At 68.6% G+C, this 26,971-nt stretch carries 22 protein-coding genes, 3 pseudogenes and 1 other annotated feature; of the genes and pseudogenes, 4 read left to right on the top strand and 21 right to left on the bottom strand.

The window, feature by feature from the left end; translation table 11 throughout:
- The first annotated feature begins 21 nt into the window (after positions 1–21).
- Positions 22–1,206 carry an SfnB family sulfur acquisition oxidoreductase gene (locus DPM13_RS13225; protein ID WP_223252018.1) on the top strand — a complete coding sequence of 395 codons (1,185 nt, stop codon included), beginning with the start codon at positions 22–24 and terminating at the stop codon, positions 1,204–1,206.
- Positions 1,206–2,591: an LLM class flavin-dependent oxidoreductase gene (locus DPM13_RS13220; RefSeq protein WP_112888187.1), complete on the top strand. Its 1,386-nt coding sequence runs from the start codon at positions 1,206–1,208 to the stop codon at positions 2,589–2,591. Before DPM13_RS13225 ends, DPM13_RS13220 begins: the two co-directional genes overlap by 1 nt.
- 64 nt (positions 2,592–2,655) lie before the next feature.
- Here DPM13_RS13220 and DPM13_RS13215 read toward each other — a convergent pair whose 3' ends face one another.
- The 4 genes from DPM13_RS13215 to DPM13_RS13200 are packed head-to-tail and all read right to left on the bottom strand — an operon-like array spanning position 2,656 to position 6,013.
- A complete protein-coding gene (locus tag DPM13_RS13215) occupies positions 2,656–3,309 on the bottom strand; it encodes a methionine ABC transporter permease (protein WP_080622889.1) in 654 nt (217 codons plus the stop codon).
- Complete coding sequence (locus tag DPM13_RS13210; protein WP_099648946.1) at positions 3,290–4,390, bottom strand: methionine ABC transporter ATP-binding protein; 1,101 nt, start codon at positions 4,388–4,390, stop codon at positions 3,290–3,292. The genes DPM13_RS13215 and DPM13_RS13210 overlap by 20 nt, the downstream gene beginning before the upstream one ends.
- Complete coding sequence (locus tag DPM13_RS13205; protein ID WP_112888186.1) at positions 4,390–5,187, bottom strand: MetQ/NlpA family ABC transporter substrate-binding protein; 798 nt, start codon at positions 5,185–5,187, stop codon at positions 4,390–4,392. The genes DPM13_RS13210 and DPM13_RS13205 overlap by 1 nt, the downstream gene beginning before the upstream one ends.
- 25 nt (positions 5,188–5,212) lie before the next feature.
- Entirely contained in the window at positions 5,213–6,013 is an 801-nt protein-coding gene (locus tag DPM13_RS13200; protein WP_112888185.1) for a MetQ/NlpA family ABC transporter substrate-binding protein, read from the bottom strand.
- A gap of 198 nt (positions 6,014–6,211) precedes the next feature.
- Positions 6,212–6,269 (top strand) — a sequence feature (sul1 is cis-regulatory element that is thought to sense ions involved in sulfur or methionine metabolism; They are found in Alphaproteobacteria).
- A 57-nt stretch (positions 6,270–6,326) separates the two neighbouring features.
- Here DPM13_RS13200 and DPM13_RS13195 point away from each other — a divergent pair.
- Together DPM13_RS13195 and DPM13_RS13190 are read left to right on the top strand one after the other, a co-directional pair.
- On the top strand, positions 6,327–7,814 hold the full coding sequence (locus DPM13_RS13195) for a SulP family inorganic anion transporter (protein ID WP_112888184.1): 1,488 nt from the start codon (positions 6,327–6,329) through the stop codon (positions 7,812–7,814).
- A 115-nt stretch (positions 7,815–7,929) separates the two neighbouring features.
- Complete coding sequence (locus DPM13_RS13190) at positions 7,930–9,057, top strand: IS110 family RNA-guided transposase (RefSeq protein WP_112888183.1); 1,128 nt, start codon at positions 7,930–7,932, stop codon at positions 9,055–9,057.
- Positions 9,058–9,454: 397 nt separating this feature from the next.
- Here DPM13_RS13190 and DPM13_RS13185 read toward each other — a convergent pair.
- The 17 genes and pseudogenes from DPM13_RS13185 to rpmG form a co-directional block, all read right to left on the bottom strand.
- A pseudogene (locus tag DPM13_RS13185) lies at positions 9,455–10,621 on the bottom strand (IS5 family transposase); the annotation flags it as partial.
- Between the two features lie 79 nt (positions 10,622–10,700).
- Complete coding sequence (locus DPM13_RS13180; RefSeq protein ID WP_397246389.1) at positions 10,701–11,030, bottom strand: hypothetical protein; 330 nt, start codon at positions 11,028–11,030, stop codon at positions 10,701–10,703.
- The gene (locus DPM13_RS25170; RefSeq protein WP_112888182.1) at positions 11,009–13,357 is read right to left on the bottom strand and encodes a calcium-binding protein; all 2,349 of its coding nucleotides are present in this window, start codon (positions 13,355–13,357) and stop codon (positions 11,009–11,011) included. Before DPM13_RS25170 ends, DPM13_RS13180 begins: the two co-directional genes overlap by 22 nt.
- Before the next feature lie 644 nt (positions 13,358–14,001).
- Positions 14,002–14,436, bottom strand: coding sequence for a Cu(I)-responsive transcriptional regulator (gene cueR, locus DPM13_RS13170; RefSeq protein WP_112888181.1), 435 nt, complete (start codon positions 14,434–14,436; stop codon positions 14,002–14,004).
- Positions 14,433–16,850, bottom strand: coding sequence for a heavy metal translocating P-type ATPase (locus tag DPM13_RS13165; protein ID WP_449579280.1), 2,418 nt, complete (start codon positions 16,848–16,850; stop codon positions 14,433–14,435). The genes cueR and DPM13_RS13165 overlap by 4 nt, the downstream gene beginning before the upstream one ends.
- 59 nt (positions 16,851–16,909) lie before the next feature.
- Entirely contained in the window at positions 16,910–17,302 is a 393-nt protein-coding gene (gene copM, locus DPM13_RS13160; protein WP_080621956.1) for a CopM family metallochaperone, read from the bottom strand.
- 9 nt (positions 17,303–17,311) lie between these two features.
- Positions 17,312–17,506, bottom strand: coding sequence for a heavy-metal-associated domain-containing protein (locus tag DPM13_RS13155; protein WP_112888179.1), 195 nt, complete (start codon positions 17,504–17,506; stop codon positions 17,312–17,314).
- Between the two features lie 114 nt (positions 17,507–17,620).
- On the bottom strand, positions 17,621–17,866 hold the full coding sequence (locus tag DPM13_RS23520; protein WP_223252017.1) for a hypothetical protein: 246 nt from the start codon (positions 17,864–17,866) through the stop codon (positions 17,621–17,623).
- Positions 17,818–19,248, bottom strand: coding sequence for an ABC transporter permease (locus DPM13_RS23515; protein WP_223252016.1), 1,431 nt, complete (start codon positions 19,246–19,248; stop codon positions 17,818–17,820). Before DPM13_RS23515 ends, DPM13_RS23520 begins: the two co-directional genes overlap by 49 nt.
- An 11-nt stretch (positions 19,249–19,259) precedes the next feature.
- Positions 19,260–20,321, bottom strand: coding sequence for a quaternary amine ABC transporter ATP-binding protein (locus DPM13_RS13140; RefSeq protein ID WP_189654678.1), 1,062 nt, complete (start codon positions 20,319–20,321; stop codon positions 19,260–19,262).
- Between the two features lie 68 nt (positions 20,322–20,389).
- On the bottom strand, positions 20,390–21,241 hold the full coding sequence (locus DPM13_RS13135) for a glycine betaine ABC transporter substrate-binding protein (protein WP_112888178.1): 852 nt from the start codon (positions 21,239–21,241) through the stop codon (positions 20,390–20,392).
- Positions 21,242–21,540: 299 nt separating this feature from the next.
- Positions 21,541–22,254 (bottom strand): LysR substrate-binding domain-containing protein, encoded by a 714-nt coding sequence (locus tag DPM13_RS13130; RefSeq protein ID WP_317616311.1) that lies wholly within the window; start codon positions 22,252–22,254, stop codon positions 21,541–21,543.
- A complete protein-coding gene (locus tag DPM13_RS26105; RefSeq protein WP_317616310.1) occupies positions 22,251–22,517 on the bottom strand; it encodes a LysR family transcriptional regulator in 267 nt (88 codons plus the stop codon). Before DPM13_RS26105 ends, DPM13_RS13130 begins: the two co-directional genes overlap by 4 nt.
- On the bottom strand, positions 22,514–23,848 hold the full coding sequence (locus tag DPM13_RS13125; RefSeq protein WP_223252015.1) for an NAD(P)/FAD-dependent oxidoreductase: 1,335 nt from the start codon (positions 23,846–23,848) through the stop codon (positions 22,514–22,516). Before DPM13_RS13125 ends, DPM13_RS26105 begins: the two co-directional genes overlap by 4 nt.
- Positions 23,848–25,352: pseudogene (locus DPM13_RS13120) on the bottom strand (aldehyde dehydrogenase). Before DPM13_RS13120 ends, DPM13_RS13125 begins: the two are co-directional and overlap by 1 nt.
- Position 25,353: 1 nt before the next feature.
- Positions 25,354–26,261 (bottom strand): annotated as a pseudogene (locus DPM13_RS13115) (dihydrodipicolinate synthase family protein).
- A gap of 246 nt (positions 26,262–26,507) precedes the next feature.
- Positions 26,508–26,675, bottom strand: a complete 168-nt coding sequence (gene rpmG / locus DPM13_RS13110; RefSeq protein ID WP_028719409.1) for a 50S ribosomal protein L33 — start codon at positions 26,673–26,675, stop codon at positions 26,508–26,510.
- Positions 26,676–26,971: the final 296 nt, after the last annotated feature.

Below are 26,971 nucleotides of genomic sequence, written 5' to 3'. Positions count from 1 at the left end.
CCGCCATCAATGGAACTGACCATGACCCGGAACGCCCATGTCATCGCCAGCGACGCCGAGGCCATCGCCGTGGCCGAACGGCTGGCCCAGGACTTTGCCCCCGGCGCCTCGCGCCGCGACCGCGACCGCGCCCTGCCCTGGGACGAACTCGACGCCTTCTCGGCCTCGGGCCTCTGGGGCATCACCGTGCCGCGCGAACACGGCGGGGCCGGCGTTTCGGCCGTGACGCTGGCGCGGGTGATCGCCATCATCGGCGCGGCCGACGGTTCGCTGGCGCAGATCCCGCAGAACCACTTCTATGCCCTTGAAGTCCTGCGCAGCGGCGGCAGCCCGGGGCAGCGCGCCCGGTTCGACGCGCTGGCGCTGGCCGGGCAGCGCTTCGGCAACGCCCTGGCGGAAATCGGCGCCCGCGACTTCCGGCGCCGCACCCGCCTGTCGGCTCGGGACGGCAGGCTGTTCGTGACCGGGCGCAAGTTCTACTGCACCGGCGCGATCTTTGCCGACTGGATCCCCACGCTGGTCGTCGACGACGAGGACCGCCAGCAGATCGTCTTCATCCCGCGCGAGGCCGAGGGCGTCCAGATCACCGACGATTGGGACGGTTTCGGCCAGCGCACCACGGGGTCGGGTTCGGTCGCCTTCGACCGGGTCGCGGTGCAGCCCGAATGGGTGGTGCCCTTCCAGGCCAGCTTCGAGCGTCCGACCCCCATCGGCCCCCTGGCGCAGATCATGCACGCGGCGATCGACCTGGGCATCGGCAGGGGCGCCTTCGCCGCCACCCTGCCCTTTGTCCGCGACCGCGCCCGCCCCTGGGTGGACGCGCATGTGGACCGCGCGGCCGATGACCCGCTGCTCGTCGCGGGCCTGGGCGACGTCGCCGTCCGCCTGCGCGCGGCCGAGGCGCTGCTGGACCGTGCCGGCCATGCGGTGGACGAGGCCATCGCCGACCCGACCGAATTCACCGTGGCGCAGGCCTCGCTGGCGGTCGCGGCGGCGCGGGCGCTGACGACGACGGCCGGGCTGCTCGCGGCCTCGAAACTGTTCGAACTGACCGGCACATCGGCAACCCTGGCCGAGGACAACCTGGACCGGCACTGGCGCAATGTCCGCACCCACAGCCTGCACGATCCGGTGCGCTGGAAATACCACGCCGTCGGCAACCACAGCCTGAACGGCATCAACCCGCCGCGACACGGAGCGATCTGATGGCTCACGACAGACTGGGCAAGCACATCATCGTCAACGCCTTCACCATGAACTGCGTGGGCCACATCAACCACGGGCAATGGACACATCCGCGCGACCGCTCGGCGGACTACACCCGGCCGGATTACTGGACCGACCTGGCCCGCACGCTGGAGCGCGGGTTGTTCGACGGCCTGTTCCTGGCCGACATCCTGGGCACCTACGACATCTATGGCGAGGGCGTGGACCTGACGCTGCGCGAATCCGTGCAGTTGCCCGTCAACGACCCGATCCTGCTGGTCTCGGCCATGGCGGCGGTGACGCAGAACCTGGGCTTCGGCGTCACGGTGAACGTGAACCAGGAGGCGCCCTATACCTTCGCGCGGCGCATGGCGACGCTGGACCATCTGACGCAGGGCCGGATCGGCTGGAATATCGTCACCGGCTATCTGGACAGCGCCGCCCGGGCGGTGGGCCGGGACGGCCAGACCGGACACGACCTGCGCTATGACCAGGCCGACGAATACCTCGACGTGCTCTACAAGCTGTGGGAAGGGTCCTGGGACGACGATGCGGTGATCCGCGACCGCGCCGCGCGGGTCTATGCCGACCCCGCCCGCGTGCGCAAGGTGATCCATCACGGCCGCTTCTACGATGTCGAGGGCTGGCATCTGTCGGAGCCCTCGCCGCAGCGCACGCCGGTGCTGTTCCAGGCCGGCACCTCGGGACGCGGCCAAGCCTTCGCGGCGCGCCATGCCGAATGCGTCTTCATCGCGGCTCCCGAAAAGGCCCTGGCGCGCAAGGCGGCCCGCAGCATCCGCGAGGCCGTGACCCGTGCCGGTCGCCGGCCCGAGGACGTGCGCATCGTCATGGGCATCAATGTGGTGACGGACCGCAGTGCAGCGGCGGCGCAGGACAAGCTGGCCGAATACCGCGCCCATTCCAGCCCCGAGGCCGGGCTGGTGCATTTCTCGGCCTCGACCGGGATCGACTTCGCCCGCTACGGGCTCGACGACCCGATCCCCTACGGGCAGACCAATGCGATCCAGTCGGCGACCGCGCTGGCGGAAAGCCGCGCCTGGACCAAGCGCGACCTGCTGGGCCAGCTGGCGCTTGGCGGGCGCTATCCGCTGGCCCTGGGCACCCCCGCCGAGGTCGCGGACGAACTGGAATCCTGGGTCCGCGAGGGCGAGATCGACGGCTTCAACCTGACCCGGCTCGCGACCCCGGAAACCTATGAGGATTTTGCCGACCTGATCGTGCCGGAACTGCAGGATCGGGGCAGCTTCAAGACGGAATACGCGCCCGGCACCCTGCGCCGCAAGCTGTTCGGCCAGGGCGACCGCCTGCCCGAACGCCACAGCGCCCAGGCCTTTCGCCCGGGCGCGGCGCTCGCCGCCGAATAGGCTTCTTTCGTGGGAAAATATCCACGGGGGTTTGGGGGCAGTCAGCCCCCATTCCTTTTTCGGATCAGCGCGCCTTCAGCCGCCGGACCGCATAGTCGCCGCCGAACTGCACGGCCGAGACCAGCAGGATCAGGATGGCGATGACGGCCAGCATCACCGTCGTGTCGAACCGCTGATAGCCATAGCGGATCGCCACGTCCCCCAGTCCCCCCGCGCCCACCGCCCCCGCCATGGCCGAGGCGCCGATCATCGACACCAGCGTGATGGTCAGCCCGCCGATGATGCCCGGCAGCGCCTCGGGCAGCAGGACGTGGCGCACGATGTCCCAGCGCCGGCAGCCGATGGACTGCGCGGCCTCGACCAGGCCAGGATCGACCTCGCGCAGCGAGACCTCGGCGATCCGGGCAAAGAAGGGCGTGGCCGACACCGCCAGCGGCACGATGGCCGCCCAGACGCCGATGGTGGTCCCCGTGACCAGCCGGGTGAAGGGGATCAGCGCCACCAGAAGCACGATGAAGGGCACCGCGCGGAACCCGTTCACCACCGCCCCCACCACGCGGTTCAGCCGGGGTGCGGGAAAGAACCCGCCGGGCCCCGAGGTGACCAGGAACACCGCCAGCGGAATGCCCGCCAGAACCGCGATCCCCGCCGAGACCGAGACCATCAGCACCGTGTCCAGAAACGCCTGTTGCAGGCGGTCAATCATCTGCGCTGTCAACATATCCGATGATCCTTGTGCTGTCGGCCAATCGGGCCAGGTCATTGATCCGCGCGACCCCGGGCAGGGCCAGGACCAGGCTGCCGACCGCATGGCCCTGGATGCGGTCGATCTGTGACAGGATCAGCCGCGCCGGGCCCAACCCGCCCAGCGCCGCCAGATCGGGCGGGGTGCGGCCGGCAAAGCCCAGTTCGACGATCACCCAGTCCTGCGGGCCGCGGCGGGTCTCGCGCAGCCGGTTCGCCAGTTCGCCCGGCAAGGCATGTTGCAGAGGCTGCAGCAGCGCGCGGGTCGCGGCATGGCGGGGGGCGCCAAAGACCTGCCAGACCGGTCCCTGTTCGGCGATCTCGCCGCGTTCAAGCACCAGCACCCGGTCGCAGATCTCACGGATCACGCTCATCTCATGGGTGATCAGCACCACCGTCAGGCCCAGCCGCCGGTTGATGTCGCGCAACAGTCGCAGGATCGAGCCGGTGGTTTCCGGATCCAAGGCCGAGGTCGCTTCGTCGCAGAGCAGGATCTCGGGGCGGCTGACCAGCGCACGGGCGATGCCGACGCGCTGCTTCTGCCCGCCCGACAGGCGCGAGGGATAGGTATCGCCTTTGCCCGCCAGCCCGACCAGTTCCAGCGCCTGGTCGACGCGGGGGCCGATCTCGGCCGCCGGCAGCCCCGCGACGCGCAGCGGCAGGGCCACGTTCTCGCGCACGGTCTTGGCCGAGAGGAGGTTGAAATGCTGGAATATCATCCCGACGCGGCGGCGCAGCGCGACCAGCCCCGCCTCGTCCAGGGCCGCGATGTCCTGACCATCGACCAGGACCCGACCGGCGCTGGGGTGTTCCAGCCGGTTGATGGTCCGCAGCAGGCTGGATTTGCCCGCCCCGGACCGGCCGATGATGCCAAAGACCTCGCCAGCGGCGATGTCCAGTTCGATCCCCGCCAGCGCCTGCACCTCGCCCGCGCCCGAGCGATAGGTCTTGCCCAGGCCCTCGATGCGGATGGTGCCGCCGCCGCGGACGGCCGGCGCGCTGGCCGCGGCCTCGCCCGCCGCCACGCGCCCCAGGATTGCCGTTGCCCCCGCCATCAGCCTTGCCACGCCAGGATGTAAAGCTTGTCGCTTTGGGCAAAGGACTCATGCACCCGCGCCCTGACCGCCTGCGAGGTGTGGAACAGGTCCACGAACTGCCCGATGCGCGGATCGTCCTTGTTGTCGGCGCGCGCGACGAAGGCCACGGCGAACTGCTTGTCCTCGATCCCCGAATAGATCAGGCCCGAAGTCGGGTCGAAGGCGCCCGAGGCGACGATGAAATGCGGATAGCCCTGCGCCAGGTCCACGTCGCCGGTGATGCGCACCAGCTGCGGCCCCTCGACCTCGGTAAAGGTCAGGTTCTTCGGGTTCTCGGCGATATCGTCCAGCGTGCCGAGGAAACCGACGCCCGGGCGCAGCGTGATCAGACCGGCCTTTTCCAGCAGCAGAAGCCCCCGGCCCTGGTTCACCGGGTCGTTGGCGATGGCGACGCTGCCGCCTTCGGGGATCTCGTCGAAGGATTTGTGCTTCAGCGAATAAAGCCCCAGGTTCGCCAGAATGCCGTCGCCCACCACGGCGAAATCATAGCCCCGCTCCTTGCTGGCGTTTTCCAGGAAAGGCCGGTGCTGGAAGAAGTTCAGGTCGATGTCGCCGGCGGCCAGGGCCACGTTCGGCGTGGTCCAGTCGCTGAACTCGACCACCTCGACGTCAAGGCCCTGGGCCTTGGCCTCGGTCGCGGCGACCTCGACGGCATCGCCATAGGCGCCGGGCACGACGCCGATCTTCAGCGGGTCGGCATGGGCAAGCCCGGTGAGCGCCAGCGTGGCTGCCAGGGCAAAAGCGGCAAGTCTCATCATCGTCTCCTTTGGTCGGGCCGGCCTAGTCCAGCCAGGGCAGCGAATAGAGTTTCGGGTCATGCGCATTCGCGGCGTCGATCCGGGCGCGCACCGCGGGCGAAGACTGGTAAAGCCGGATGAAGGCCGCGACCTCGGGGTCGGCGGCATTGTCGTCGCGGGTGACGAAGCGGATGGCGAAATGCCGGTCGCCGAGACCCGAATAGATCAGCGCCCTGCCGGCGAAATCCGCGCGGCCGGCGTTGACGTAATGGGCCGGATAGCCCTGCGCCAGATCGACGTCCGCGATGGCGCGCACCAGCTGCGGCCCCTCGATCTCGACAAAGCGCAGGCCCCTGGGGTTGGCCGTCACGTCGTCCAGCGTCGCCTGCCAGCCGATCCCCGGCGTCAGCCTGATCAGTCCCGCCGTTTCCAGCAGCGCAAGCCCCCGGCCCTGGTTGACCGGATCGCTGGCGATGGCCACCCGCGCGCCCTCGGGGATGGCGTCGAGGCTTTGGTATTTTTCGGAGTAGAGCCCGATGTTGGGCAGGATGCCCAGGGCGACCGAGCGCAGATGATAGCCCGTTTCCTTCAGCGCGTTGTCCAGGAAAGCCTGATGCTGGAAGTAATTCAGGTCCAAGTCGCCGTTTTCCAGCGCGAGGTTGGGCGTGGTCCAGTCGCTGAATTCGACCACCTCGACATCAAGGCCCCGGGTCTTGGCCTCGGTCGCGGCAACCGCGATGGAATCGGCCAGAGCACCGGGCGTGACGCCCACCCTGATCCCGGCCGCCACGGGCAGGGCCAAGGCGATCAGCACCGCTGCAAGCCAGGTTGAATGGATCGACATGAAGAGAGGTCCCCGTCAGAATACACGACTTACGTGATCGTTTTATTCTGAGCCCGGGCCCCGCGGCCATTCCAAAGTCCCCCGCGCCAGGAGAGGGGAATTCCAAGCCGGCGGGCCGGCGCAGGCATCTTTCTCTCGGCGGGCGGGTGGTCCCTGTTGCCATCGGCGCGAAACCTTCCTATCAGGCGACGCAGCGAACATGGACCCGGGTGCGATCCCCGGGTGGCTCTTCCGGCCGCCGATCCGCCGGACAACCTGACCAAACCCCAATGCGGAATCCGGTGTCGCGCGATGCCGGTCAGGACATCACATCATGCCTTCATGGGACATCTATCGCCAGCAATGGCTGGGCAACATTCGCCGCGACCTGCTGTCGGGCCTGGTGGTCGCGCTTGCGCTGATCCCCGAGGCCATCGCCTTTTCGATCATCGCGGGCGTCGACCCCAAGGTCGGACTTTACGCCAGCTTCTCCATCGCGGTCATCACCGCCATCGCGGGCGGACGGCCCGGCATGATCTCGGCCGCGACGGCGGCGACGGCGGTGCTGATGGTCACGCTGGTGCGCGATCACGGGCTGGAATACCTGCTGGCGGCGACGGTGCTGGCAGGTCTGCTGCAGATCGGCATGGGCCTGCTGCGGCTGGGGTTCGTCATGCGCTACGTCTCGAAATCGGTCATGACCGGCTTTGTCAACGCGCTGGCGATCCTGATCTTTCTGGCGCAACTGCCCGAGCTTGACCCCGCCCGCGTCACCGGCCTGACCTATGTGCTGACGGCGGCGGGGCTTGCCATCATCTACCTGCTTCCGCGCGTGACGCGTGCGGTGCCCTCGCCTCTGGTCGCCATCGTCGTGCTGACGGCGCTGTCGATGGCCTTCGGCTGGGACGTGCGGACGGTGGGCGACATGGGGGCGTTGCCCGACACGCTGCCGATCCTTCTGATCCCGCAGGTGCCGCTGGACGCGGCGACGCTGGCCATCATCTTTCCCTATGCGCTGGCCGTCGCCGTTGTCGGCCTGCTGGAAAGCCTGATGACTCAGAACCTGGTGGACGAACTGACCGAGACGCGGTCCAGCCGCAACCAGGAATGCATCGGCCAGGGCCTGGCCAATACCGCCACCGGCTTCATCGGCGGCATGGCCGGTTGCGCCATGATCGGGCAAAGCATGATCAACGTGAAATCGGGCGGCCGGGGGCGGCTGTCGTGCTTTGCCGCGGGGGTGATGCTGCTGATCCTTTGCGTGTTCCTGGGGCCCTGGGTGGCGCAGATCCCGATGCCCGCGCTGGTCGCGATCATGATCATGGTTTCGATCGGGACCTTTTCCTGGGGCTCGATCGGCAATCTGCGCAGCCACCCGCGGTCCTCATCCGTGGTGATGCTGGCGACCGTGGTGGCGGTGGTCTGGACCCACAACCTGGCAATCGGCGTGCTGACTGGCGTGCTGCTGTCGGGGATCTTCTTTGCTGCCAAGATCGCGCGGCTGTTCCGCGTCACCTCCGAGATGGCGCCGTACGGCACCCGCACCTATCGGGTCCACGGACAGCTGTTCTATGGCTCGGTCGAGGATTTCACCGCCGCCTTCGACCTGCGCGACGTGCCGCCGCGCGTGGTGATCGACGTATCGGCCGCGCATGTCTGGGACATCTCGGCGGTGCAGGCGCTGGACGCGGTCGTCCTGAAGTTCCGCCGCGCCGGGGCCCAGGTCGGCATCGTCGGCCTGAACCCCGCCTCGGCAACCATCCTGGAGCGGCTGGCCCTGCACGACAAGCCACGGCGTCGGCCGAGCGCCGGCGACGCTTAGACCCCATGATCGGACCCTGAGCTGACTGGGTCTGTGGCCTCTCCCGCGGCATTCCCCGTTCGAGGGTTGCGCCCGGTTGGAGGGCGCCGAGCCTCAAGAATGGGGGAGAGACCAGATGCAGGGTAGCACGTTTATCGGACTTGATGTCCACAAGGCGACGATCTCGGTTGCGATTGCGCAAGGCGAACGCGGCGGTGAGGTCCGCCACCTTGGGACGGTCCCGCACCGGCCGGATCATGTGCGCAAGTTGGTCGAGAAACTGGCAGCTGGGGCGCAACTGCAGTTCTGTTACGAGGCCGGTCCCTGCGGCTATGGCCTGCACCGCCAGCTTGTTGCGATGGGGCACGACTGCAGCGTGATCGCGCCCTCGCTGATCCCGTTGAAGGCCGGAGATCGGGTAAAGACCGACCGTCGCGACGCGGTGATGCTGGCCAAGCTGCATCGAGCGGGTGAGCTGACGGCGGTCTGGGTGCCGGATGCGGCACATGAGGCGATGCGCGATCTGGTCCGCGCGCGGGCGACGGCGATGCGGGTGGCGGGCAAGGCGCGCCAGCATCTGCAGGGCTTCCTGCTTCGCCACAGCCGGATCTATCCCGGCAAAAAGGGTTGGACCGGGGCTTACCGGCGCTGGCTTGCGCTGGTCCGCTTCACGCATCCGGCGCAACAGATCGTCCTGCAGGATTACATCGACGCGGTCGCCGATGCCGAGGCGCGGGTCGAGCGGCTGACAGAACAGATCGCGGACCTGCTGCCGCACTGGAGCCTTGCGCCGGTTGTGGAGGCCGTCCAAGCGATGCGTGGGGTTGGGTTCATCGTTGCCGTGACGGTGGTGGCCGAGGTGGGCGACTTCGGGCGTTTCGATACGCCGCGTCAGTTGATGGCCTATTTGGGGCTGACGCCCTCGGAACATTCCAGCGGTGCCAGCGTGCGGCGGGGCGGGATCACCAAGGCAGGCAGCGGTCTCGCCAGGCGCGCGCTGATCGAGGGGGCCTGGAGCTACCGGATGCAGGCGCGGATCAGCGTGAAGCTGCTGGCCCGGCTCGAGGCCTTGCCCAAGGTGGTGCGCGACATCGCCTGGAAGGGTCAGCTCCGGATGTGCCAGCGCTACCGGCACCTGATCGCGGTCGGCAAGGCGAAGGTCGTGGCGGTGACCGCGATCGCGCGCGAGATGCTGGGCTTTGTCTGGGCCATCGCCCGGGCCGTGACTGCGCCACCCGCCAGCCCGGACGCCACTGCAGCCTAAAGAAGGGAAGATCGCCCAGATCAGGCCGATGCACAGGGCTGGGGGCGGAACGCGGTGGGGAACCCTCGTGCCCTGTTATGGGCCGACACAGTCGATGCCCGATCTTTAGACCGAGGCAGCCCCAGGACGTAACCACGGTCATGCGGTAGCCAACCCGCGCATGAGAGCTTGCTCAACCGTCGTCTCGGTTCCGCCTCCTGCCCTGCGCATCCACATCACGACGGGCCCGGCAAAGCCGGATTAAACGTCATGGAATAAGGGGTTGACTGCGATCATGAGAGCAGGCCGCTGAATTAGTCGCCGAACTGGGAGGGTTTCCCGATCTTGGGGCGTCGGCGTGGCCTTGGCCCGCGGTCCGGGCCGCGGGCGTGATGATTTTGCTTCCCGCTTTCGGTCCTGCCCCTAGCAATCGGGGCAGCCGGGCGAGGTTGCTGGCGGTCATCGTCAGGATGAAGTGGGCCCCGACCCGTTCGACGCCGCGGTAGACGGTCTGGGCGAGGCCGCCGACGGTCTTGCCCCAGCCAAAGGGCTCCTCGATCCGTTTGCGATGCTTCTGGGACAGGGCATAGCCCGCGTGTCGGGTCGTGCGGCCGTCGATCGCCGAGTGCCGAGATTTTCGCGCGACATGGGGCGTAACGCAGGCCTGGCGCAGGTCGCGAACGAAGGCGGCCACGTCGTAGCCCCGGTCCGCGCCGAGCGTCAGTTGACGGGTGGAGCCCGGAGAATGGGCGTGGATCAGCGACAGCGCCGCCCGGCGTTCTGCATGGCCGTCGGCCCGAGTGAGATCGGCCTGCACGATCAGGCCGCTCCGGTTCTCCATCAGGGTATGGCCGATGAAGCACAGCATCGCGCCGGTGCCGGGCGACTTCTTGTAAAGCCGCGCGTCGGGATCGGTGGTCGAGACATGCGTCGCATTCGACCGCTTCTCACCCCGGAAGTCGACCTCGGCATTGCGGGACTGGCGGTCGGGGCGGGGCATCGGTGCGGTTTCGGAAGGGGGCTGTTCGGGGTGGTCTTTGGCGGCGCTGTCGAGTCCGGGCAGGCCGCCCGGATCGTCGTCCGGTGGCGTGCCCGCTGCCTTGGGCTTGAAGCTTTTCATCGATGCCCAAGCCTTGATCAGCGTGCCGTCGACCGAGAAGTGATCATCCGACAAAAGCGGCGCGACTTCGCGATGGGCCAGGATCGTCGCCATCACCTTGCGCGACATCTCGGTCGTCAACAGGCGGTCCCGATTCTTGGTGAAGACCGTGGGGACCCACACGGGGTCATCGATCCCAAGGCCGACAAACCACCTGAACAGCAGGTTGTAGTGCATCTGTTCCATCAGCTGCCGCTCCGACCGGACCGAAAACAGGATCTGGATCAGGCTCGCCCGGATCAGCCGTTCCGGCGGGATCGAGGGGCGACCGAAGTCGGTGTAAACAGCCTCGAACCCCGCGTCGAGGCTCGCGAGCGCGTCGTTGACCACCTGCCGGATCTTCCGCAGCGGATGCCGCGCCGGAATACGCGCCTCCAGATCGACAGAGCTGAACAGCGATCCGCTCGTCTCGTCCGCTCCGCGCATGATCACTCCCACTGTCTTCCTGCCAGTGATGAATCATGTTCTGCAAACCGCGTCGAGACACGACTATTTCAGCAGCCTGTTAGGCCAGCAGATCCAGCGACGTGTCGGCCAGGGTGATGTAATCGCCCTGGACCAGCATCTTCACATCCGCGCCCACCTGCCGGATCCACGCGACCTGGTCCGAGTGCAGCACTTGCGCCAGGTCCCCGATCCCCTCGATCACCAGCCGGTCAAGGCCGATCTGAAAGTCGTGGATGACCGCCGTGCCCCAGCCGTCGCCGCGGCCGACCCGAAAGACAAAGCTGTCCGCCCCGTCCTCGCCATACAGCTGGGCGTGCAGGCCCGCTCCCGGCGCGGTCAGGATCACGTCGTCGCCCGCGCCCCCCATCAGCGTGTCGCTGCCGCGCAGGCATTCCAGCGTGTCGTTGCCCGCCCCCCGATCAGCAGGTCGTCGCCCCGTCCGCCGTTCAGGTGGTCGGCGCCGGTGTCGCCCCGCAGGGTATCGTCGCCGTCGTTGCCGGCCAGGGTGTCGGCTCCGGTCCCGCCGATCAGCAGGTCCCGGTCGCGCGCGCCGTAAAGCCGGTCGCTGCCGTTGCCGCCTTCCAGGGTGTTCAGGCCACCGGCGCTGCCGTCGAAGCCGTCGCCGTTCAGCCAGTTGCCATTGTCCGTGCCGCCGAACAGCGTGTCGGCGCCATCGCCGCCCCGGATCAGATCGTTGCCAGCGCGCCCCTGGATCAGGTCGTTGCCCATCCCGCCGTCCAGCGTGTCCTCGCCCCAGCCACCGTCCAGGACGTCCCAGCCCCGCCCGCCGTCAATGACATCGTGGCCGCCGCTGCCCAGCAGCGTGTCGTCGCCGATATCGCCCATGATGGTGTCGTCGCCGCCCCGGCCGTCGATGGAATCGTGCCCGCCCTCGCCCCGGATGGTGTCGTTGCCGGCCTTGCCCAGCACGCGGTCGTCGCCCGCCCCGGCCCGGATGGTCGAGCCGCGCCAGTTCGTCGTGTCGCCATCGTAATCGACGAAGCTGTCGTCCATCACGTCGTTCCCGTCGGTGCCTGACACGATCCCGTCGCGCACCACATTGGCATAGTTGATCAGGCGGACCCGGCCCGAAGCGGTCGTCAGCAGCAGGTCGTCGACATAGCCATCGCCGTCCAGGTCGCGCATCGTGCCCTGCGCCTCAAGCTGGGCGGGGGTGAACAGGGCCGAGCCGATATAGATCTGGTCTCCCTCGCTCCTGTCGTAATCGGTGATGGCGGTGTCGCCGGTGCCCAGCAGGCGGAACACGTCCGCCCCCAGGCCGCCGGTCAGGGTATTGTCGCCGGCCCCGCCGTCGACCAGATCGTTGCCGCGCCCGCCCAGGATCACGTCGTCGCCGTCGCCGCCGCGCAGGGTATCGTCGCCGTCCTGGCCGAACAGGTGGTCGTCGGATTCCGCGCCGACCAGGCTGTCGTTGCCGGTCCCGCCGTACAGCATGTTGACCGCCCGGGCGATGCCCGTCAGCGTGTCGTTGCCGTCGCCCCCGAAGGCGGTCGCGATCCCGTCCACCCCGGCCATCAGCCGGCCCGTCGCCTCGGACTGGACCTTGCCGGCGCGCAGGACGGCCGCAAGCCGGTCGTCGCCGGCAACCTCGGGGTCGGATTCGCCCAGCGAAAAGGCGTTCAGCGCATGGGCCAGCGACGCGGGGTGCAGATAGCGCACCCCGCCGCGGCCCCAGGCGTCCAGCACTGCAAGGCTGGAGGCGCCATAGTCCACCCCCGGGAACCAGCCGATGCCGATGCCCCGGTCGGACAGAAGCTCATAATAGCGCGCCATGTTGAAGGAAGGGTCGTGCTGGCTTGCATCGTTGACCAGGTTGCCGATGGCATTGGTTTCGGTCAGCAGGATGTCGTCGTCACCCAGAACGCCCCATAGCGCCTCATAGGCCGCCGCGATCTGGTCGCCGGTCTGCACCCCGTCGGGCAGCCAGGCGGGGTAAAGATGCGCTGACCAGATCAGGTCCGACCCAATCCCCGCGCGCAGTGCGTCCAGCACGGTCCCCTCGCCATAGCTGGTCGAGGCGAGGATGTCGAACTTGCCCGAATAGTTCCATCCGCCGACCAGGATGCGGGCATCGCTACGCGCGTCGATCATCTCGGCCAGGGCCAGCATGTGATCGGCATACAGGCGGACGAATTCGCCCGTGTTGCCGGTCAGGCGCTCGGCCCGGGCGTAGGTGGCAGGCTCGTTCGCGATCTCGAGCCCGTGCACGGCATCGGCCACCGAGGGATGGTCGTCCAGCCAGTCCAGCATCTGCTTCCACGCGCCGGTCAGCCCCTGGATCGCCGATCCGTTCAGCGTCTCGCGCAGCGCCTCGCCCCCGACCGAGCCGTCGTCGCCAAGCCGCGACACCTCAATGCCCGAATAGCCCACGATCAGCTTGAGCCCGGCCTGGGCGGCCGCCTCGAGGAAACGCTCGAACTGGGGATGCAGCGAGCCGTCGGCGTTGAAGCAGTGTTCGTTGAAGCACAGCCGGAGCGCGTTCACATGCGGCATGGCATCGACCAGCAACTGGACGAACTGTTCGGGGTTGCCGTCCATGCCCACGGGAATGGTCTGGAACTGCGAATATTGCAGGTAATAGGTGGGGTCGGCGGCAAGGTTGGCATCGTAGGTGCCATTGGCCTTGTCCACCCGGATCTGGTCGTCGGCGGACATCTGAAGGCACAGGATATTCAGGTCGGACGTGTTGGACATGGCTTGGTTCCGGCAAATGGAGAGTCAGTCCCCGGTTGCGGCGCGAAGCCGGGGATGGCGGGTGAATATTGGACAACCGTACCCGGTCACCGCCCCTGACGGGCGGCGGGGCGACGTGCAAACCGCGAAACGGCTACGTTACGAGAAAGGCCGGCGGACCGTGGATGTCCCGCGCCATGCGGGGTTTCCGGCGCGGCCCGCGCGCGGCCATTCGGGGGCAAGGCGGCATGTCGGCGCAGGGCTGCGCCTGCCGCGTTGCGGTCAGTCTGATATCGTCATCTCTTCTCCGGCATGTGGATATTCCCTGGCAGCCCCCGAAAACCGGGGGTCCGTGTCATCGACCACGCGTACTGGAATACAACCTTAACGGTACTAGCTTTTCACGTCCGGGGTTCCGCATCAACCTTTGCCTGTCCCGGAGCGGCCGGAAAATAGTTCCAATTGTGCCGACCACAACCCACGTTTCCTGAGGGACACCGAACCTTGCCGAGCGTGCGGCATGCATGGGCGGTTTCCGGCCAAAGGCAGGAAACCGCCATGAAAACTATACCCTATCGCACATTGCTAAGGTCGGATTTCATCCCGCCGACGTGGACCCGTGGCCGGGAAGCGGCGCCGCGCCTGGGGGACATCATGCCGCAGCGTCAGATCGCCCCGGACCCACGCCGGACGGGTGCCGGACCGCCCAGGGGCGGCGCCTCGAGCCGATTCAGAATCGGGCAGTCGGGTCGTTGGTCGCCATGGCAGGCCCCGATCAGGTCGCGCAGCGTGTCGACCATCTCCTGCATCTCGCGGATCTTCCGCTCCAGCGTCTCGACATGGGCGCTGGCGATCTGCCTGACTTCGGCGCTGTGGCGGGTCTGGTCGCGCCACAGGCTCAGCAGGTTCGCGATGTCGGCCACCGGAAAGCCCAGGTCGCGGGCCTGGCGCACGAAGCGCAGCACATGCACGTCGCTGTCCGAATAATCCCGATAGCCCGCGCCGGTCCGCGCCGCCGGGGGCACCAGCCCGATCTGTTCGTAATAGCGGATCATCTTGGCCGACACGCCCGAGGCCCTGGCCGCCTGTCCGATGTTCATGCCGCACCCTCCGACGGCGCGCCGAACCGGCGCAGCCGCAAGGCATTGCCCAGAACGAAGACGCTGGACAGTGCCATCGCGCCCGCCGCGAAGACCGGCGACATCAGGATGCCGAAGCCGGGGAACAGCAGGCCCGCCGCGACCGGGATCAACGCGACGTTATAGGCAAAGGCCCAGAACAGGTTCTGCCGGATGTTGGCCATGGTCGCCCGGGACAGCGCGATGGCCGTGGCGACGCCCTGCAGGTTGCCCGACATCAGCACCACGTCCGCCGCCTCGATGGCGATGTCGGTGCCGGTGCCGATGGCGATGCCCACCTCTGCCTCGGCAAGCGCGGGGGCGTCGTTGATCCCGTCGCCGACAAAGGCCACGCTGCCATGCGCGGCGCGCAGGTCGCGCAGCGCCTGGACCTTGCCTTCGGGCAGGACCTCGGCCACCACCGCGTCGATGCCCAGCCGGGCCGCGATGGCCTGGGCGGTGCGGGCATTGTCGCCGGTGATCATCGCGACCTTCAGCCCCTGGTCGTGCAGCGTGCGGATGGCGGCGGGGGTGGTCTGCCTCAGCGGGTCGGCGACGGCCAGGATCGCCGCCAGCCGCCCGTCGACCGCCGCATAAAGGGGCGAGCGCGCCTCGCCCGCCAGCCGCGCGGCGATCTCGGCCAAAGGCGCCACGTCGATCCCCAGCCCGGCCATGAAGCGGTCGGCGCCGACCTCGACCCGCCGGCCGCCAGCCTCGGCCCGCACGCCCATGCCGGTCACGGATTGAAAGCCCGAGACAGCCGGCAGGGACAGGCCCTCGGCCTCGGCCGCCGCGACGATGGCGCGGGCCAGCGGATGTTCGGACCGCGCCTCGACCGCCGCGACCAGGGCCAGCACCTCGGCGCGCTGGAAGCCCGGCGCGGGTTCAAGGTCGGTCAGCACCGGGCGGCCCTCGGTCAGCGTCCCGGTCTTGTCCACCGCCACGACCCGGGCATCACGAAGCGCCTGCAAGGCTTCGCCCCGGCGGAACAGGACGCCCATCTCGGCCCCCCGGCCGGTGCCCACCATGATCGAGGTCGGCGTCGCCAGCCCCATGGCGCAGGGGCAGGCCACGATCAGCACGGCGACCGCATTGACCAGCGCCAGCCCCAGCGCGGGCTCGGGGCCCAGCGCCAGCCAGACCAGGAAGGTCAGCGCCGCCGCCGCCATGACGGCGGGGACGAACCACATCGTCACCCGGTCCACCAGCGCCTGGATCGGCAGCTTGGCGCCCTGGGCGTCCTCGACCATGCGCACGATCCGCGACAGCACCATGTCGCCGCCCACCGCCGTCGCGCGAAAGGCGAATGCGCCGGTCTGGTTCACCGTGCCGCCGGTGACGGCGCTGCCCGGATGCTTGGCGACGGGCATCGGCTCACCCGAGATCATGGATTCGTCGACATGGCTTTCGCCCTCGACCAGCTCGCCGTCGACGGGGATGCGCTCGCCCGGACGGACCTCGAGGATGTCGCCGGGCCGGACCTCGGCCACGGCGATCTCGGCCACCGCGCCGTCCCTGCGGCGTCGCGCGGTCGGGGGCTGCAGGCCCACCAGATGCCGGATCGCGTCCGAGGTCCGGCCCCGCGCCCGCGCCTCGAGCAGGCGGCCCAGCAGGATCAGCGTGACGATGACCGCCGCCGCCTCGTAATAGACGTGGACGGTGCCCACCGGCAGCAGGCCGGGGGCAAAGGTCGCCACCATCGAATAGCCATAGGCGGCCAGCGACCCGACCGCGACCAGCGAATTCATGTCGGGCGCGCCGCGCGCCAGGGCGGGCAGCCCCTTTTCCAGGAACCGCATGCCCGGAAAGGCCAGGACCAGCGTGACCAGCACCCATTGCAGGATCCAGCTTGCCTGCATGCCGATGGTCGCGGCGATCAGCCGGTGCAGCGCGGGGACCATGTGGCCGCCCATCTCGACCAGAAAGACCGGCAGGGTCAGCGCCAGCGCCAGCCCGAAGTCGCGCCGCAGCAGGCGCTGTTCGCGGTCCTTGCGCCCGTCGTCCTGCGGCGCGGCGGCCGTCAGCGGCGCCGCCTCATAGCCCACGCGCGCGATGGCGGCGACCAGGTCGGGCACATCGGCCGTGCCCTCGACCCGGGCCCGCTCGGTCGCAAGATTGACCGAGGCGCCGGTGACGCCCGGCACCGCCAGCAGAGCCTTTTCCACGCGGCCGACGCAGGATGCGCAGGTCATGCCTTCGACCGCCAGCTCCACCGCGGGCGGGGCGGGCACGGCATAGCCGATCCGCTCGACCGCCTCGGCCAGGGCCGCGCGCGGCACCGGCGCATCGGTCAGAACCCGGGCGCTGTTCGTCGCAAGGTTGACCGAGGCCGAGACCACCCCCGGCACCCCGCGCAGCGCCTTTTCGACGCGGCCCACGCAGGACGCGCAGGTCATGCCTTCGACGGGAAGGGTCACGGCGGGACGGGTTTCGGGGATGTCCTTGGCCATGGTGCCTACTCCTGCCCGCGCTCGGCCAGCCAGCCGCGCATCTGGGCGATCTCGGCCTCTTGCGCGCGGATCACCTCCTCGGCCAGGGCGCGCACCTGCGGGTCGCGGCCGTGCTCCAGCACCACCCGGGCCATGTCGATGGCGCCCTGGTGATGGGGGATCATGCCGCGCAGAAAGTCGATGTCGGCATCGCCCGAATAGGCGATCTCCATGCCTTGATGCATGCGCTGGTTCGCGGCGCGATAAGCCTGGGTCGAGGCGCTGTCGCCCGCGCCCGCCGGCGCGTCGTGGGCGGCATGGTCCGCATGGTCATCGGCCGGCATCTGGGCCTGGGCCAGGCTCAGCCCGGCCGCAAGCGCCGCCGCGCCCACGACGAAGATCAGGGAACGCTGGTTCATGGCCGCCACCTATGCCGCGCTGGCGGGAAAGCCGGCATCGGCCAGCGCGCGGCCGACCGCTTCGGCCGAGGCCGAGGTCTCGACCTCGATGGTGCGGGTCGGGTGGTCGGCGGCGACGCGCGCGGCCGGGTCCAGCGTCGTGACCGCCTTGGTCACCGACCGCAGGCAGCCGTCGCAGCTCATGTCAGGGACGTGGAATTTCATGGCAACCCTCATTGGTGATGTCTTGCACCACCCTCAGATGGGGGTTCCAACGATGGTAAGGTCAAGGGCGGCGGCGAAATTAATCGCCGCCGCCCCAAATTCGTCTGTCGGCCCTCAGGCCCGTTTCCGCTCCAGCGCGCCGCGCGACAGCCTGTCGAGCAGAAGCGCGACGGCGACGATGGCAAGGCCGGCGCGCAGGCCAAGGCCCATCTCCATGCGGGTCAGGCCGCGCGTCACCTCGGCACCCAGCCCGCCGGCTCCGACCAGCCCCGCCAGCACCACCATGGCCAGGGACAGCAGGATGCACTGGTTCAGGCCGACCAGCAGCGTGGGCGCGCGGCGGGCAGCTCGATCTTCCACAGGATGGTGCTGGGCTTCGCGCCGATGGCCTCGCCCAGTTCCTTCAGGTCCTTCGGCACGCCGCGAAAGGCCAGCGTGGTCAGCCGCAGCATCGGCGGGACGCCATAGACGATGGTGGCGATGATCGCGGGCACCCGGCCCAGGCTGAAGATCATCACCGCCGGGATCAGATAGACCCAGGGCGGCACGGTCTGCATCACGTCAAGGACCGGGCGCAGCGCGGTTTCGACCCCGCGGCGGCGGGCGGCCCAGATGCCCAGGGGAAAGGCGATGGCGACCGCGATGGCCACGGCCACCACGACCAGGGCGATGGTCTGCATCGACGCGGTCCACAGCCCCGCCAGCCAGCAAAAACCCAGGCAGCAGGCCGACAGGATGGCGACGCGCAGCCCGGCGGCGAACCAGGCCAGCACCGCCACCAGCACGATGACGCCAGCGGCGGGAACGACCAGCAGCGCCGCCTCGATCGCGCCCAGCACGGTCTCGATGACGCGGGCGATCAGGGCGAACAGCCCGTGGAAATTGGCGTTGAGCCAGTCTACCAGGGGCGCAAGGAAAGCTCCGGGATTGAAGGTCATTTCGCCCTCGCAAGGCTTTGGGTGACGCGGTCCAGCACCATGGTCAGCACCACGATGGCGATCGAGGCGTTGATCGAGGTCGCGATGTCCAGCGTGCGGATCGCGCCAAGATTGTGTCGCAAGTCGTCGACGACGGTGCCGGCAACACCGATCCGCGTCTCGCGCACGGGCCGCCCGCCATGATCGACGGCACGGCGAAGGGCAGGCGGTCTTCCAGAACTGCTGCATCCGGCTGGTCCCCAGCGCCTGGCCCAGTTCGACGAACTCGGCCGGCGTCTGGCGGATGCCAAGGCTGGTCAGCCGGATCGCGGGCGGCATGGCGACGATCACGGTCGCGACCAGCGCGGTCGCCGGGCCATAGCCCATCAGCGCGATGGCCGGCAGCAAATAGATATAGGGCGGCAGCGTCTGGATCAGGTCCAGCACCGGCACCAGCGCCCGGTCCAGCCGCGGCATCAGCCCGGCCATGACGCCGATGGGCAGGCTGATCGCCAGCGCGATGACGCTGGCGGCGATGACCAGGGCCAGCGTCTGCATCGTTTCCGGCCAAAGCCCCATGGCCCAGCAGAACGCCAGCGCAAGCCCGCTTGCGATGCCCGCCCCCAGGCCCAGCACCCGCCAGGCGATCAGCCCGGCCAAAGCTGCGACGACCCAGAACGGCGCCAGCATCAGCAGCCACAGCACGCCGTCGTAAAGCCCCTCCAGCACGGCGCGGGCGCCGTCGAAGACAAAGGCCGCGTGATCGGACAGCCAGAACAGCGCATTGTCGACCTGCTCGTCGAAGACGGTGACGAAACCCTCCATCCCCGTCCCCCTCAGGCCGCGGCGGCGCGGACGTCGGGTTCGCCCCGCACGCCCAGCAGCAGGTTGCGCGTGGTCACGACCCCGACCACGGCCCCGCCCTCGGCGATGGCGATGGCATCGCTGCCCGAGGCGGTGATCGTCTCGATCAGCGTGTCGATGTCGGCCTCGGGCGTGCAGCGCGGCAGCCCCTCGACCGGGCCGCCATAGGCGGCGGGCGGCACCATGACCGAATGCGCCTTGACCAGGTGCAGGCGGGAAATCCCGGCGACGAAATCCGCGACATACTGGTCGGCGGGGTTCATCACGATCTCCTCGGCGGTGCCGACCTGGATGATGACGCCGTCCTTCATGATGGCGATGCGGTCGCCGATGCGGATCGCCTCGTCCAGGTCATGGGTGATGAAGACCGCCGACTTGCCCAGGTCCTTGGTCAGCTGGCGGAACTCGTCCTGCAACTGGCGCCGGATCAGCGGATCCAGCGCGGAAAACGGCTCGTCCATCAGGATGATCTCGGGGTCCGAGGTCAGCGCGCGCGCCAGCCCCACCCGCTGCTGCATGCCGCCCGACAGCTCCGACGGATAGCGCAGCTTCCAGTCCGACAGGCCGACCTTGTCCAGCGCGGCCTCGGCGGCGCGGTTGCGCTCGTCCTTGGACACGCCCTGCACCTCCAGCCCGAAGGCCGCGTTCTCCAGCACGTTGCGCTGCGGCAGCAGGGCGACGGACTGGAACACCATGCCGATGTGGCGGGCACGGGTCTCGCGCAGGGTGGCGGCGTCCATGGCGCCGATGTCGCGGCCCTTGACGATGACGCGGCCCAGGCTCGGCTCGATCAGCCGGTTCAGCAGCCGGATCAGCGTCGACTTGCCGCTGCCCGACAGCCCCATGATGCAGAAGATCTCGCCCCGCCGCACCTGGATCGAGGCATCCGAGACGCCGACCACGCAGCCGAACTCCTTCAGCACCTCCTGCTTGCCCAGACCCCGGCCGGTGATCGCCCCGATCGCCTCGCGCGAGCGGTCGCCGAAGACCTTCCAGACCGACTGGCAGTCGATCAGAACCTCTGTGCTTTCCATGTCTACCCTGTCGATTGTCGTGCCGTTGGGGCGGCGCCCGGCAAAGGGGGCCGCCCGACCTTGCGGGATCAGTAGGACTTGATGTTGCTCCAGCGCCCGATCAGGCCGCCGTGGGCGGCGATCCAGTCGGCGATGGCTTGGTCCATGGTCTTGCCGTCGTTCACCGCGCCGTTGATCGCGGTGATCTCCTCCTTGGGCACGAAGACGCTGGCGATGGCTTCGCGCGCCTCGGGGTTCTCCTCGGAAAAGCCCTTCTGGCCGATCCAGTAATAGCTTTGCGGCGGCGGGAAGGCGCCCTTGGGGTCCTTCAGGAACTTGATGTCGAACTTCTGCGCCATCCAGGACGGCTCCCACAGGGTGACGGCGATCGGCTCCTTGCGGTCCACGGCAGACTTCAGCGCCGCCGTCATGGCGGCGGTCGAGCCCTCGACCAGCTGCAGCTTCAGCCCGTAGGCGTCGATGGCGTCGCCGGTCTCGCGCATGATGCCGGCGCCCGGCTCGATGCCGATGATCTTGCCGCCGAACGCGTCGGCCCTGTCGTTCAGCTGGTCAAGCGAGTCGATGTCGACATAGGCCGGGACCGCGATCCCGTCGAACAGCCCGTGCGACACCGGAGAGATCTTCTCCAGCCGGTTCTTGTTGCGCTGCCAGTAGTCCTGCGCGACGTAATCCGTCTGGCTGGCCAGGATCTGCACATCGCCCTTGGCCAGCGCCGCATAGGCGATGCCCCATTCCGAAAACGGCGTGACCTCGACGGTATAGCCCTTGTCCTCCAGCACCTTCTTGGTGATGCCGGTGATGGGCGTCAGGTCCTCCCAGGACATGGTTCCCATCTTGATGACCTTGTCCTGCGCCAGGACCGGCGAGGCCAAGCCAAGGGCCACGGCCCCCGCCAGGATGGCCTTGAAAATTCCACGCATGTCGTTCTCCGCTGTCGTTCGTCGGGGGCAAGCCGGTCCCGCCGCCGTAGAACGCGGCCTGCGGGGCAAGGCGCCCCCCGATCCCTGGTTTCGATGGCTGGGGCTTTTGCAACCGTATCCTCCCCGGGCACCCCGCGACCCCGGCTGTCCCGAGTTATCCCCCGCAAGCCGCCACCGGGGCAAACGAGAATTTCCTGCCTCGGCGCATTAGCTATTCTGGCCCAGGGCCCCGAGGGCTTCTTTCGTGTCCCAATATCCCGGGGGAGTCGCGGCACGCGACGGGGGCAGAGCCCCCCGCCTCAGCCCGCCTCGCGCACCGCCGCCAGCAGATGGGCGACAAACCCCGCAACCGCCGGCCGCTTCAGGGATTTCTGCTTGCAGTTCAGGAAATTGCCGCGCCCCGCCGTGATCGGGGCGGGATGGGCAAAGACCAGCCGCCCCTCGGCGATGGGCGCGCGCACCATGTGGTGCCAGCCCAGCATCACCCCCTGCCCCGCCATGGCCGCCTGCATCAGCAGGCTGACCTTGTTCGTGGACAGGCTCGACGGCGCCTTGGCCCATTCCGTCCCCTGGGCGCGGAACCACTCGGCCCAGCCCATCGGCTGCCAGCCGATGGCATCCGCGCTCCAGTGCCGGTCGTGCAGGTGCAGAAGGTTCACCCCGTTCAGGCTCTCGGCATCGGGAAACGGGCCGTGCCGGGCCAGAAAGGCGGGCGAGCAGACCGGCTGGGCGATCTCCTGGAACAGGAAATGCAGCTCCTCGCCCACGTCGCAGCGCTCGTTGCCGCACAGAAAGGCGATGTCCACATCGGCATAGTTGCGCAGGGTGTCGTCCGCGTCCGACGCCAGGACCACGAAACCCACCTCGGGGTGCTGGGCGCGAAAGCTGTCGATCATCGGCTGCAGCCAGAACAGCGCCATGCCGTCCGTGGCCGAGACGGTGACCGCCTGCGGGCCTTGGTCCTCGGTCAGGACCGAAACCGCGGCGCTGATCGTGTCCAGCCCCGCGGTCACGGCCGAAAACAGGCTGACCCCCTCGGGCGTCGTTCCAGCGCGTTGTGCTTGCGCACGAACAGCGCCTTGTCCAGCGCGCGCTCCAGCAGGCGGATCTGCTGGCTGACCGCGCCCTGGGTCACGTTCAGTTCCTTGGCGGCCAGCGTGAAGCTCAGATGCTTGGCCGCCACCTCGAAGGTCGCGAAGGCCCCCAGAGACGGCAGGTGGCGGCGCTTGATCGGCGGCATGGCGGCGGTCGACTTTCCCTCTGACTGGGACGTCATTCTAGCCGCGTCTGCCACTCTTTCCAGCGCAGATATGCATTGGCGCCGATGGTGTCGAAGGGATGCGGCGGCAGGCGCGCCGGTTCGGCCTCGTGCGGCCATGACGCGGCTGCCCTCGCTTTCCCGGCCGAGGCAGCCGCCGCGCCGATCCCGGTCAGGTGCTGCGCGTGGTGCCCAGCCCGTTGTCGACGCAGGCCGCGTAAAGCCCCGGCTCCAGCTCGCGCATGACCGAGACGTTGTTTCTGGCCAGGCACAGGTGCCCCGACCAGCTGTACTGGAACCGCACGGCCTTCAGCATCGGAAAGCGGGCGTCGAACTTGCGCCGCATCTGCCCGACCAGGCGGTCCAGGTCGGCTTGCGGTCGCATCGGGCCGGTAATAGCCGCCCTGCGGATCACGATGCGTTCCGCCCTGGGCCGGGCCGATGCGGCGCACCGTGGTGCCCATCGGGTCGGCCGGGGTGATGCCCCAGCATTCCCGCCCGCCCAGTGCGTGCAGCGCCGTGGGGTCCAGCTCCTCGGTCATGCAGGCGTTCAGCATGATGTGCATCAGCTGGCCGCGCTTGAAGCCGAAGCTTTCCAGATGACCGTTGTTGGCCAGGATCAGCCGCTCCGCGCTCAGCGTTCCGCCGGCGGTGGCGACGGTCCAGCCCTGCCCCGTGCCTTCGATGCGCAGCGCGGCCGAGTTCTCGTGGATCGTGACGCCGCCGCGCTCGATCCCGGCGGCCAGGCCCTGGACATAGCCCGCGGGCTGGATCATCACCGTGCCCGGGGTGTAAAGCCCGTCGCGGTAATAGGCGCTGCCGGTGATCTCGCGCATGGCCCGGGCGTCCAGCCGCTCATGCGCCTCGCCCAGGTCGCGCAGGTGGCGGGCATAGCTTTCGTTCGCCGCCACCCCCGCGTCCGAGGCCGCGCCGTTGATCTTGCCGGCGCGCTGGAAATAGCCCTCGGGGATGGCGAATTCCTCGACGATGCCGGCGGCAAAGGCGATGGCCTGGCGGTTCAGCCGCGTCAGCTGCTGGTCGTGGCTGTCGCCCGCACCGGCATAGTCGCCCGAGGTCAGTTCGTGCGGCAGGTCGATCATGAAGCCCGAGTTGCGCCCCGTGCCCCCTTCCGAGATGCGCGCCGCCTCCAGGATGACGACCCGCAGCCCGGGGTCGATCTGGTGCAGCCGGCGGGCGGCGGAAAGCCCGGCAAAGCCGCCGCCCACGATGGCGATGTCGCAGCCCGCCTGGCCCTCCAGCCGCGCGCGGGGCGGGACCGGGGGCAGGATCACGCTCCACCCGGCGGGGCCGTTGAACGCCGGGGTGCGGATGGCGTCGTGCCGGCCCATCAGTCCAGCGCCGCGTCCGAATGGTCGGTCAGGTCCAGCCAGATGGTCTTGAGCTGGGTATACTGGTCATGGGCATGGATGGCATTGCCCGTTCTCGCGTCCGATGCCCGACTGCTTGTAGCCGCCGAAGGGGGCCATGAAGCTGACGGCGCGATAGGTGTTGACCCAGATCGTGCCGGCCCGCAGCATCCGCGCGCCCCGCAGCGCCCGCTTGCCGTTGGCGGTAAAGATCGACGCCGCCAGCCCGTATTCGGTGTCGTTGGCGACCGCGATCGCCTCCTCGAAGCCGGACACCGGGATCACGGTCAGGATCGGGCCGAAGATCTCCTCGACGGCCAGCTTCGAATCGCGCGCGGCCTGCACCACGGTCGGTTCGATGAAGCCCTCGGCCGGGGATGTGCCGCCCAGCAGGATCGTTTCCTTCTGCGCCGCCTCGAGATAGGCCGAGACCTTGCCGAAATGGGCCTTGCTGACCAGCGCGCCCACGCGCACCTCGGGGTCCAGCGGATCGCCCAGGATCCATTCGCGGGCATGCGCCTCGACCCGCGCCATCAGCCGGTCCTGGATGCCCTTCTGCACGATCAGCCGCGACCCGGCCGAACAGTTCTGGCCCATGTTCCAGAAGGCGCCGTTGACGGCATGGGCCGCGACCGCGTCCAGGTCGGCGTCGTCCAGCACGATGCAGGGGTTCTTGCCGCCCAGTTCCAGCACGACCTCTTTCAGGTTGCGGTCGGCCGAGTACTGCAGCAAGCGCCGCCCGGTCCGGCCGAGCCGGTGAAGCTGACCATGTCCACGTCCGGGTGCCGGCCCAGCGGCTCGCCCACCTCGGCCCCGAGCCGGTGACGACGTTCAGCACACCGCGCGGCAGGCCCGCCTCGGCGGCAAGTTCCGCCACGCGCAGCGCGGTCAGCGAGGTTTCGGCGGCGGGCTTCACCACCACCGAACAGCCCGCGGCCAGCGCCGGGCCGATCTTCCAGGCCAGCATCAGCAGCGGAAAGTTCCAGGGCAGCATCAGGCCCACCACGCCCACGGGTTCGCGGACGATCATGGCGATGTGGTTGTCCGAGGCGGGCGCCACCTGGTCATAGATCTTGTCGATCAGCTCGGCGTGCCATTTCAGGACGTGGATGGTTTCCGGCACGTCCACCGTCTCGCAGTCGTAAATGGTCTTGCCGGCGTCCAGCGACTCCATCACCGCCAGCTCGCGGGCATTGCGCTCCAGAAGCTTCGCGAACTTCAGCAGGATCTCCTTGCGCTCGGCCGGATGCAGGCGCGACCAGCGCCCGTCCTCGAAGGCCTCGCGGGCCTTGGCGACGGCCAGGTCCACGTCCTCGGCCCCGCAGGCGGCGACCTCGGCCAGCGCCTCGCCGGTGGCGGGGTTCACGGTGGTGAAGGTCTTGCCGCCGATCGCGGGCCGGAAGGTGCCGTCGATGAAGGCGTTCTGCGGCAGGTCCAGCGACGCCGCGATGGCTTTGTATTCCTGAATGGTCAGCAGATCGGTCATCTCAGTTCCCTTCCGTGATCGCGGCGACGGTGGTTTTCAGCGTGCGGATCACCTGTTCCAGCGCGCGTTTTTCGTCCTTGTTCAGCCCCTTCAGCGGCGGGCGCATCGGCCCGGCGGTGATGCCCGAGACCTCGACCCCGTGCTTGACGCACTGGATGAACTTGCCGCCCTGTTCCAGGACGCGCATCAGGGGCAGCATCGCCGACATGATGCGACGGCCCTTGGTGAAATCGCCCTGCACGGCGCAGGCTTCGTAAAGCGCGACATGTTCTTCCGGCAGGAAGTTCGACCCGGCGCAGATCCAGCTGCGCGCGCCCCAGGCGAAGAACTCCAGCGCCTGGTCGTCCATGCCGCAGGACAGCTGGATATGCGGATAGTCCCGCGCCAGCAGATGCACCCGGTTGATGTCGCCCGAGCTTTCCTTGATGCCGATGACGTTCCTGGCCGCCCCACCCGATCAGGAACTCGGTCCCAAGCTGGAGCCCGCCAGTTCCGGCCGGGATAGTTGTAAAGGATGATCGGCAGCCCGCAGGCGCGGTCGATGGCCAGCGCGTTCAGCGCGTTTTCCTGTTCGGTGGGCACCGAATAGGGCGGCGTGCCCAAGAGGATCGCATCCGCGCCCATCTCGCGCGCGCCCTGCGCCAGAGCGATGGAATCGGGCGTGCGCATCGCGCCGGTGCCGACGATGACCGGCAGGCGGCCGGCCACGCGCTCGGTGATGAAGCGCGCCAGCTCCAGCCGCTCCTCGACCGTCTCGGCATAGTTCTCGCCGGTGGACCCGCCCGAGATCAGCCCGTGCACCCCCGCCGCGATCAGCCGCTCGATCAGTTCGGCCAGGGCATCCAGGTCAAAGCTGCCGTCCGCCTGGAACGGCGTGATGAGGGGGGTGTAGATGCCTTCCAGCACCATCCGGGGTGTCATGTCGCGGCCTCCTGGGTGTCGGCCCCGCCCCGGGGCCCTTCGCTGTCCCCGGTGGTAAGGCCGCCGGCCCCCGTCCCGCAAAGGAGAATGTTCTGGATCGAGGCATTAGAAAAACTGGGGCTGCCCGGCGCGACTGCCCGGCGCGACTGCCCGGCGCGTCGCGACGGCCGCGCATGAAAAAACCGCGCCCCCTGCCGGGGACGCGGTTCCGCATGATTTCTGTCCGGGCAGATCTTACTTGATCTTGCCTTCCTTGTACTCGACATGCTTGCGCACGACCGGGTCGTATTTGTTGACCGCCATCTTTTCGGTCATCGTGCGGGCGTTCTTCTTGGTGACATAGAAGTGCCCGGTCCCGGCCGTCGAGTTCAGACGGATCTTGATCGTCGTCGGCTTCGCCATCTCATTGCTCCTGCTGCGGGGCAAAGACGCTGCTGCGAACCCCGTGGAATCTCTTGAAGCCCGCCTTTTACTGCGAGAACGGGCGAAGTCAACGGCGAATCGCAGGGTTTTGCGTCGGAACGGCCCAAAGGGCGCTAGCCCGCCGTCTCGCGCAGCCAGCGGCCGTGCACCCAGCCGACATCCGGCCCGGTGATGCGCCGCGCCGGCCCGGCATTGGCGCAGACCCCCTTCGGTCGGTCTGGCCGCCATTGCGCGCGAGCCCACCCATTCGCCCTGCCGGTCGATGATGAGCACCC

The sequence above is a fragment of the Paracoccus mutanolyticus genome (assembly GCF_003285265.1).
Lineage (GTDB): Bacteria > Pseudomonadota > Alphaproteobacteria > Rhodobacterales > Rhodobacteraceae > Paracoccus > Paracoccus yeei.
The sequence above is the reverse complement of the archived record's forward strand: the minus strand, read 5'-3'. Positions and strand labels throughout refer to the sequence as shown.

Coding starts and splice junctions, on each gene's coding strand:
- DPM13_RS13225 (WP_223252018.1), top strand. CDS start 22: ATGACCCGGAACGCCCATGTCATCGCCAGCGACGCCGAGGCCATCGCC.
- DPM13_RS13220 (WP_112888187.1), top strand. CDS start 1,206: ATGGCTCACGACAGACTGGGCAAGCACATCATCGTCAACGCCTTCACC.
- DPM13_RS13210 (WP_099648946.1), bottom strand. CDS start 4,390: ATGGCGGGGGCAACGGCAATCCTGGGGCGCGTGGCGGCGGGCGAGGCC.
- DPM13_RS13205 (WP_112888186.1), bottom strand. CDS start 5,187: ATGAGACTTGCCGCTTTTGCCCTGGCAGCCACGCTGGCGCTCACCGGG.
- DPM13_RS13200 (WP_112888185.1), bottom strand. CDS start 6,013: ATGTCGATCCATTCAACCTGGCTTGCAGCGGTGCTGATCGCCTTGGCC.
- DPM13_RS13195 (WP_112888184.1), top strand. CDS start 6,327: ATGCCTTCATGGGACATCTATCGCCAGCAATGGCTGGGCAACATTCGC.
- DPM13_RS13190 (WP_112888183.1), top strand. CDS start 7,930: ATGCAGGGTAGCACGTTTATCGGACTTGATGTCCACAAGGCGACGATC.
- DPM13_RS25170 (WP_112888182.1), bottom strand. CDS start 13,357: ATGTCCAACACGTCCGACCTGAATATCCTGTGCCTTCAGATGTCCGCC.
- cueR (WP_112888181.1), bottom strand. CDS start 14,436: ATGAACATCGGACAGGCGGCCAGGGCCTCGGGCGTGTCGGCCAAGATG.
- DPM13_RS13165 (WP_449579280.1), bottom strand. CDS start 16,850: ATGACCTGCGCGTCCTGCGTGGGCCGCGTCGAAAAGGCGCTGCGCGGG.
- copM (WP_080621956.1), bottom strand. CDS start 17,302: ATGAACCAGCGTTCCCTGATCTTCGTCGTGGGCGCGGCGGCGCTTGCG.
- DPM13_RS13155 (WP_112888179.1), bottom strand. CDS start 17,506: ATGAAATTCCACGTCCCTGACATGAGCTGCGACGGCTGCCTGCGGTCG.
- DPM13_RS23515 (WP_223252016.1), bottom strand. CDS start 19,248: ATGGAGGGTTTCGTCACCGTCTTCGACGAGCAGGTCGACAATGCGCTG.
- DPM13_RS13140 (WP_189654678.1), bottom strand. CDS start 20,321: ATGGAAAGCACAGAGGTTCTGATCGACTGCCAGTCGGTCTGGAAGGTC.
- DPM13_RS13135 (WP_112888178.1), bottom strand. CDS start 21,241: ATGCGTGGAATTTTCAAGGCCATCCTGGCGGGGGCCGTGGCCCTTGGC.
- DPM13_RS26105 (WP_317616310.1), bottom strand. CDS start 22,517: ATGACGTCCCAGTCAGAGGGAAAGTCGACCGCCGCCATGCCGCCGATC.
- DPM13_RS13125 (WP_223252015.1), bottom strand. CDS start 23,848: ATGGGCCGGCACGACGCCATCCGCACCCCGGCGTTCAACGGCCCCGCC.
- rpmG (WP_028719409.1), bottom strand. CDS start 26,675: ATGGCGAAGCCGACGACGATCAAGATCCGTCTGAACTCGACGGCCGGG.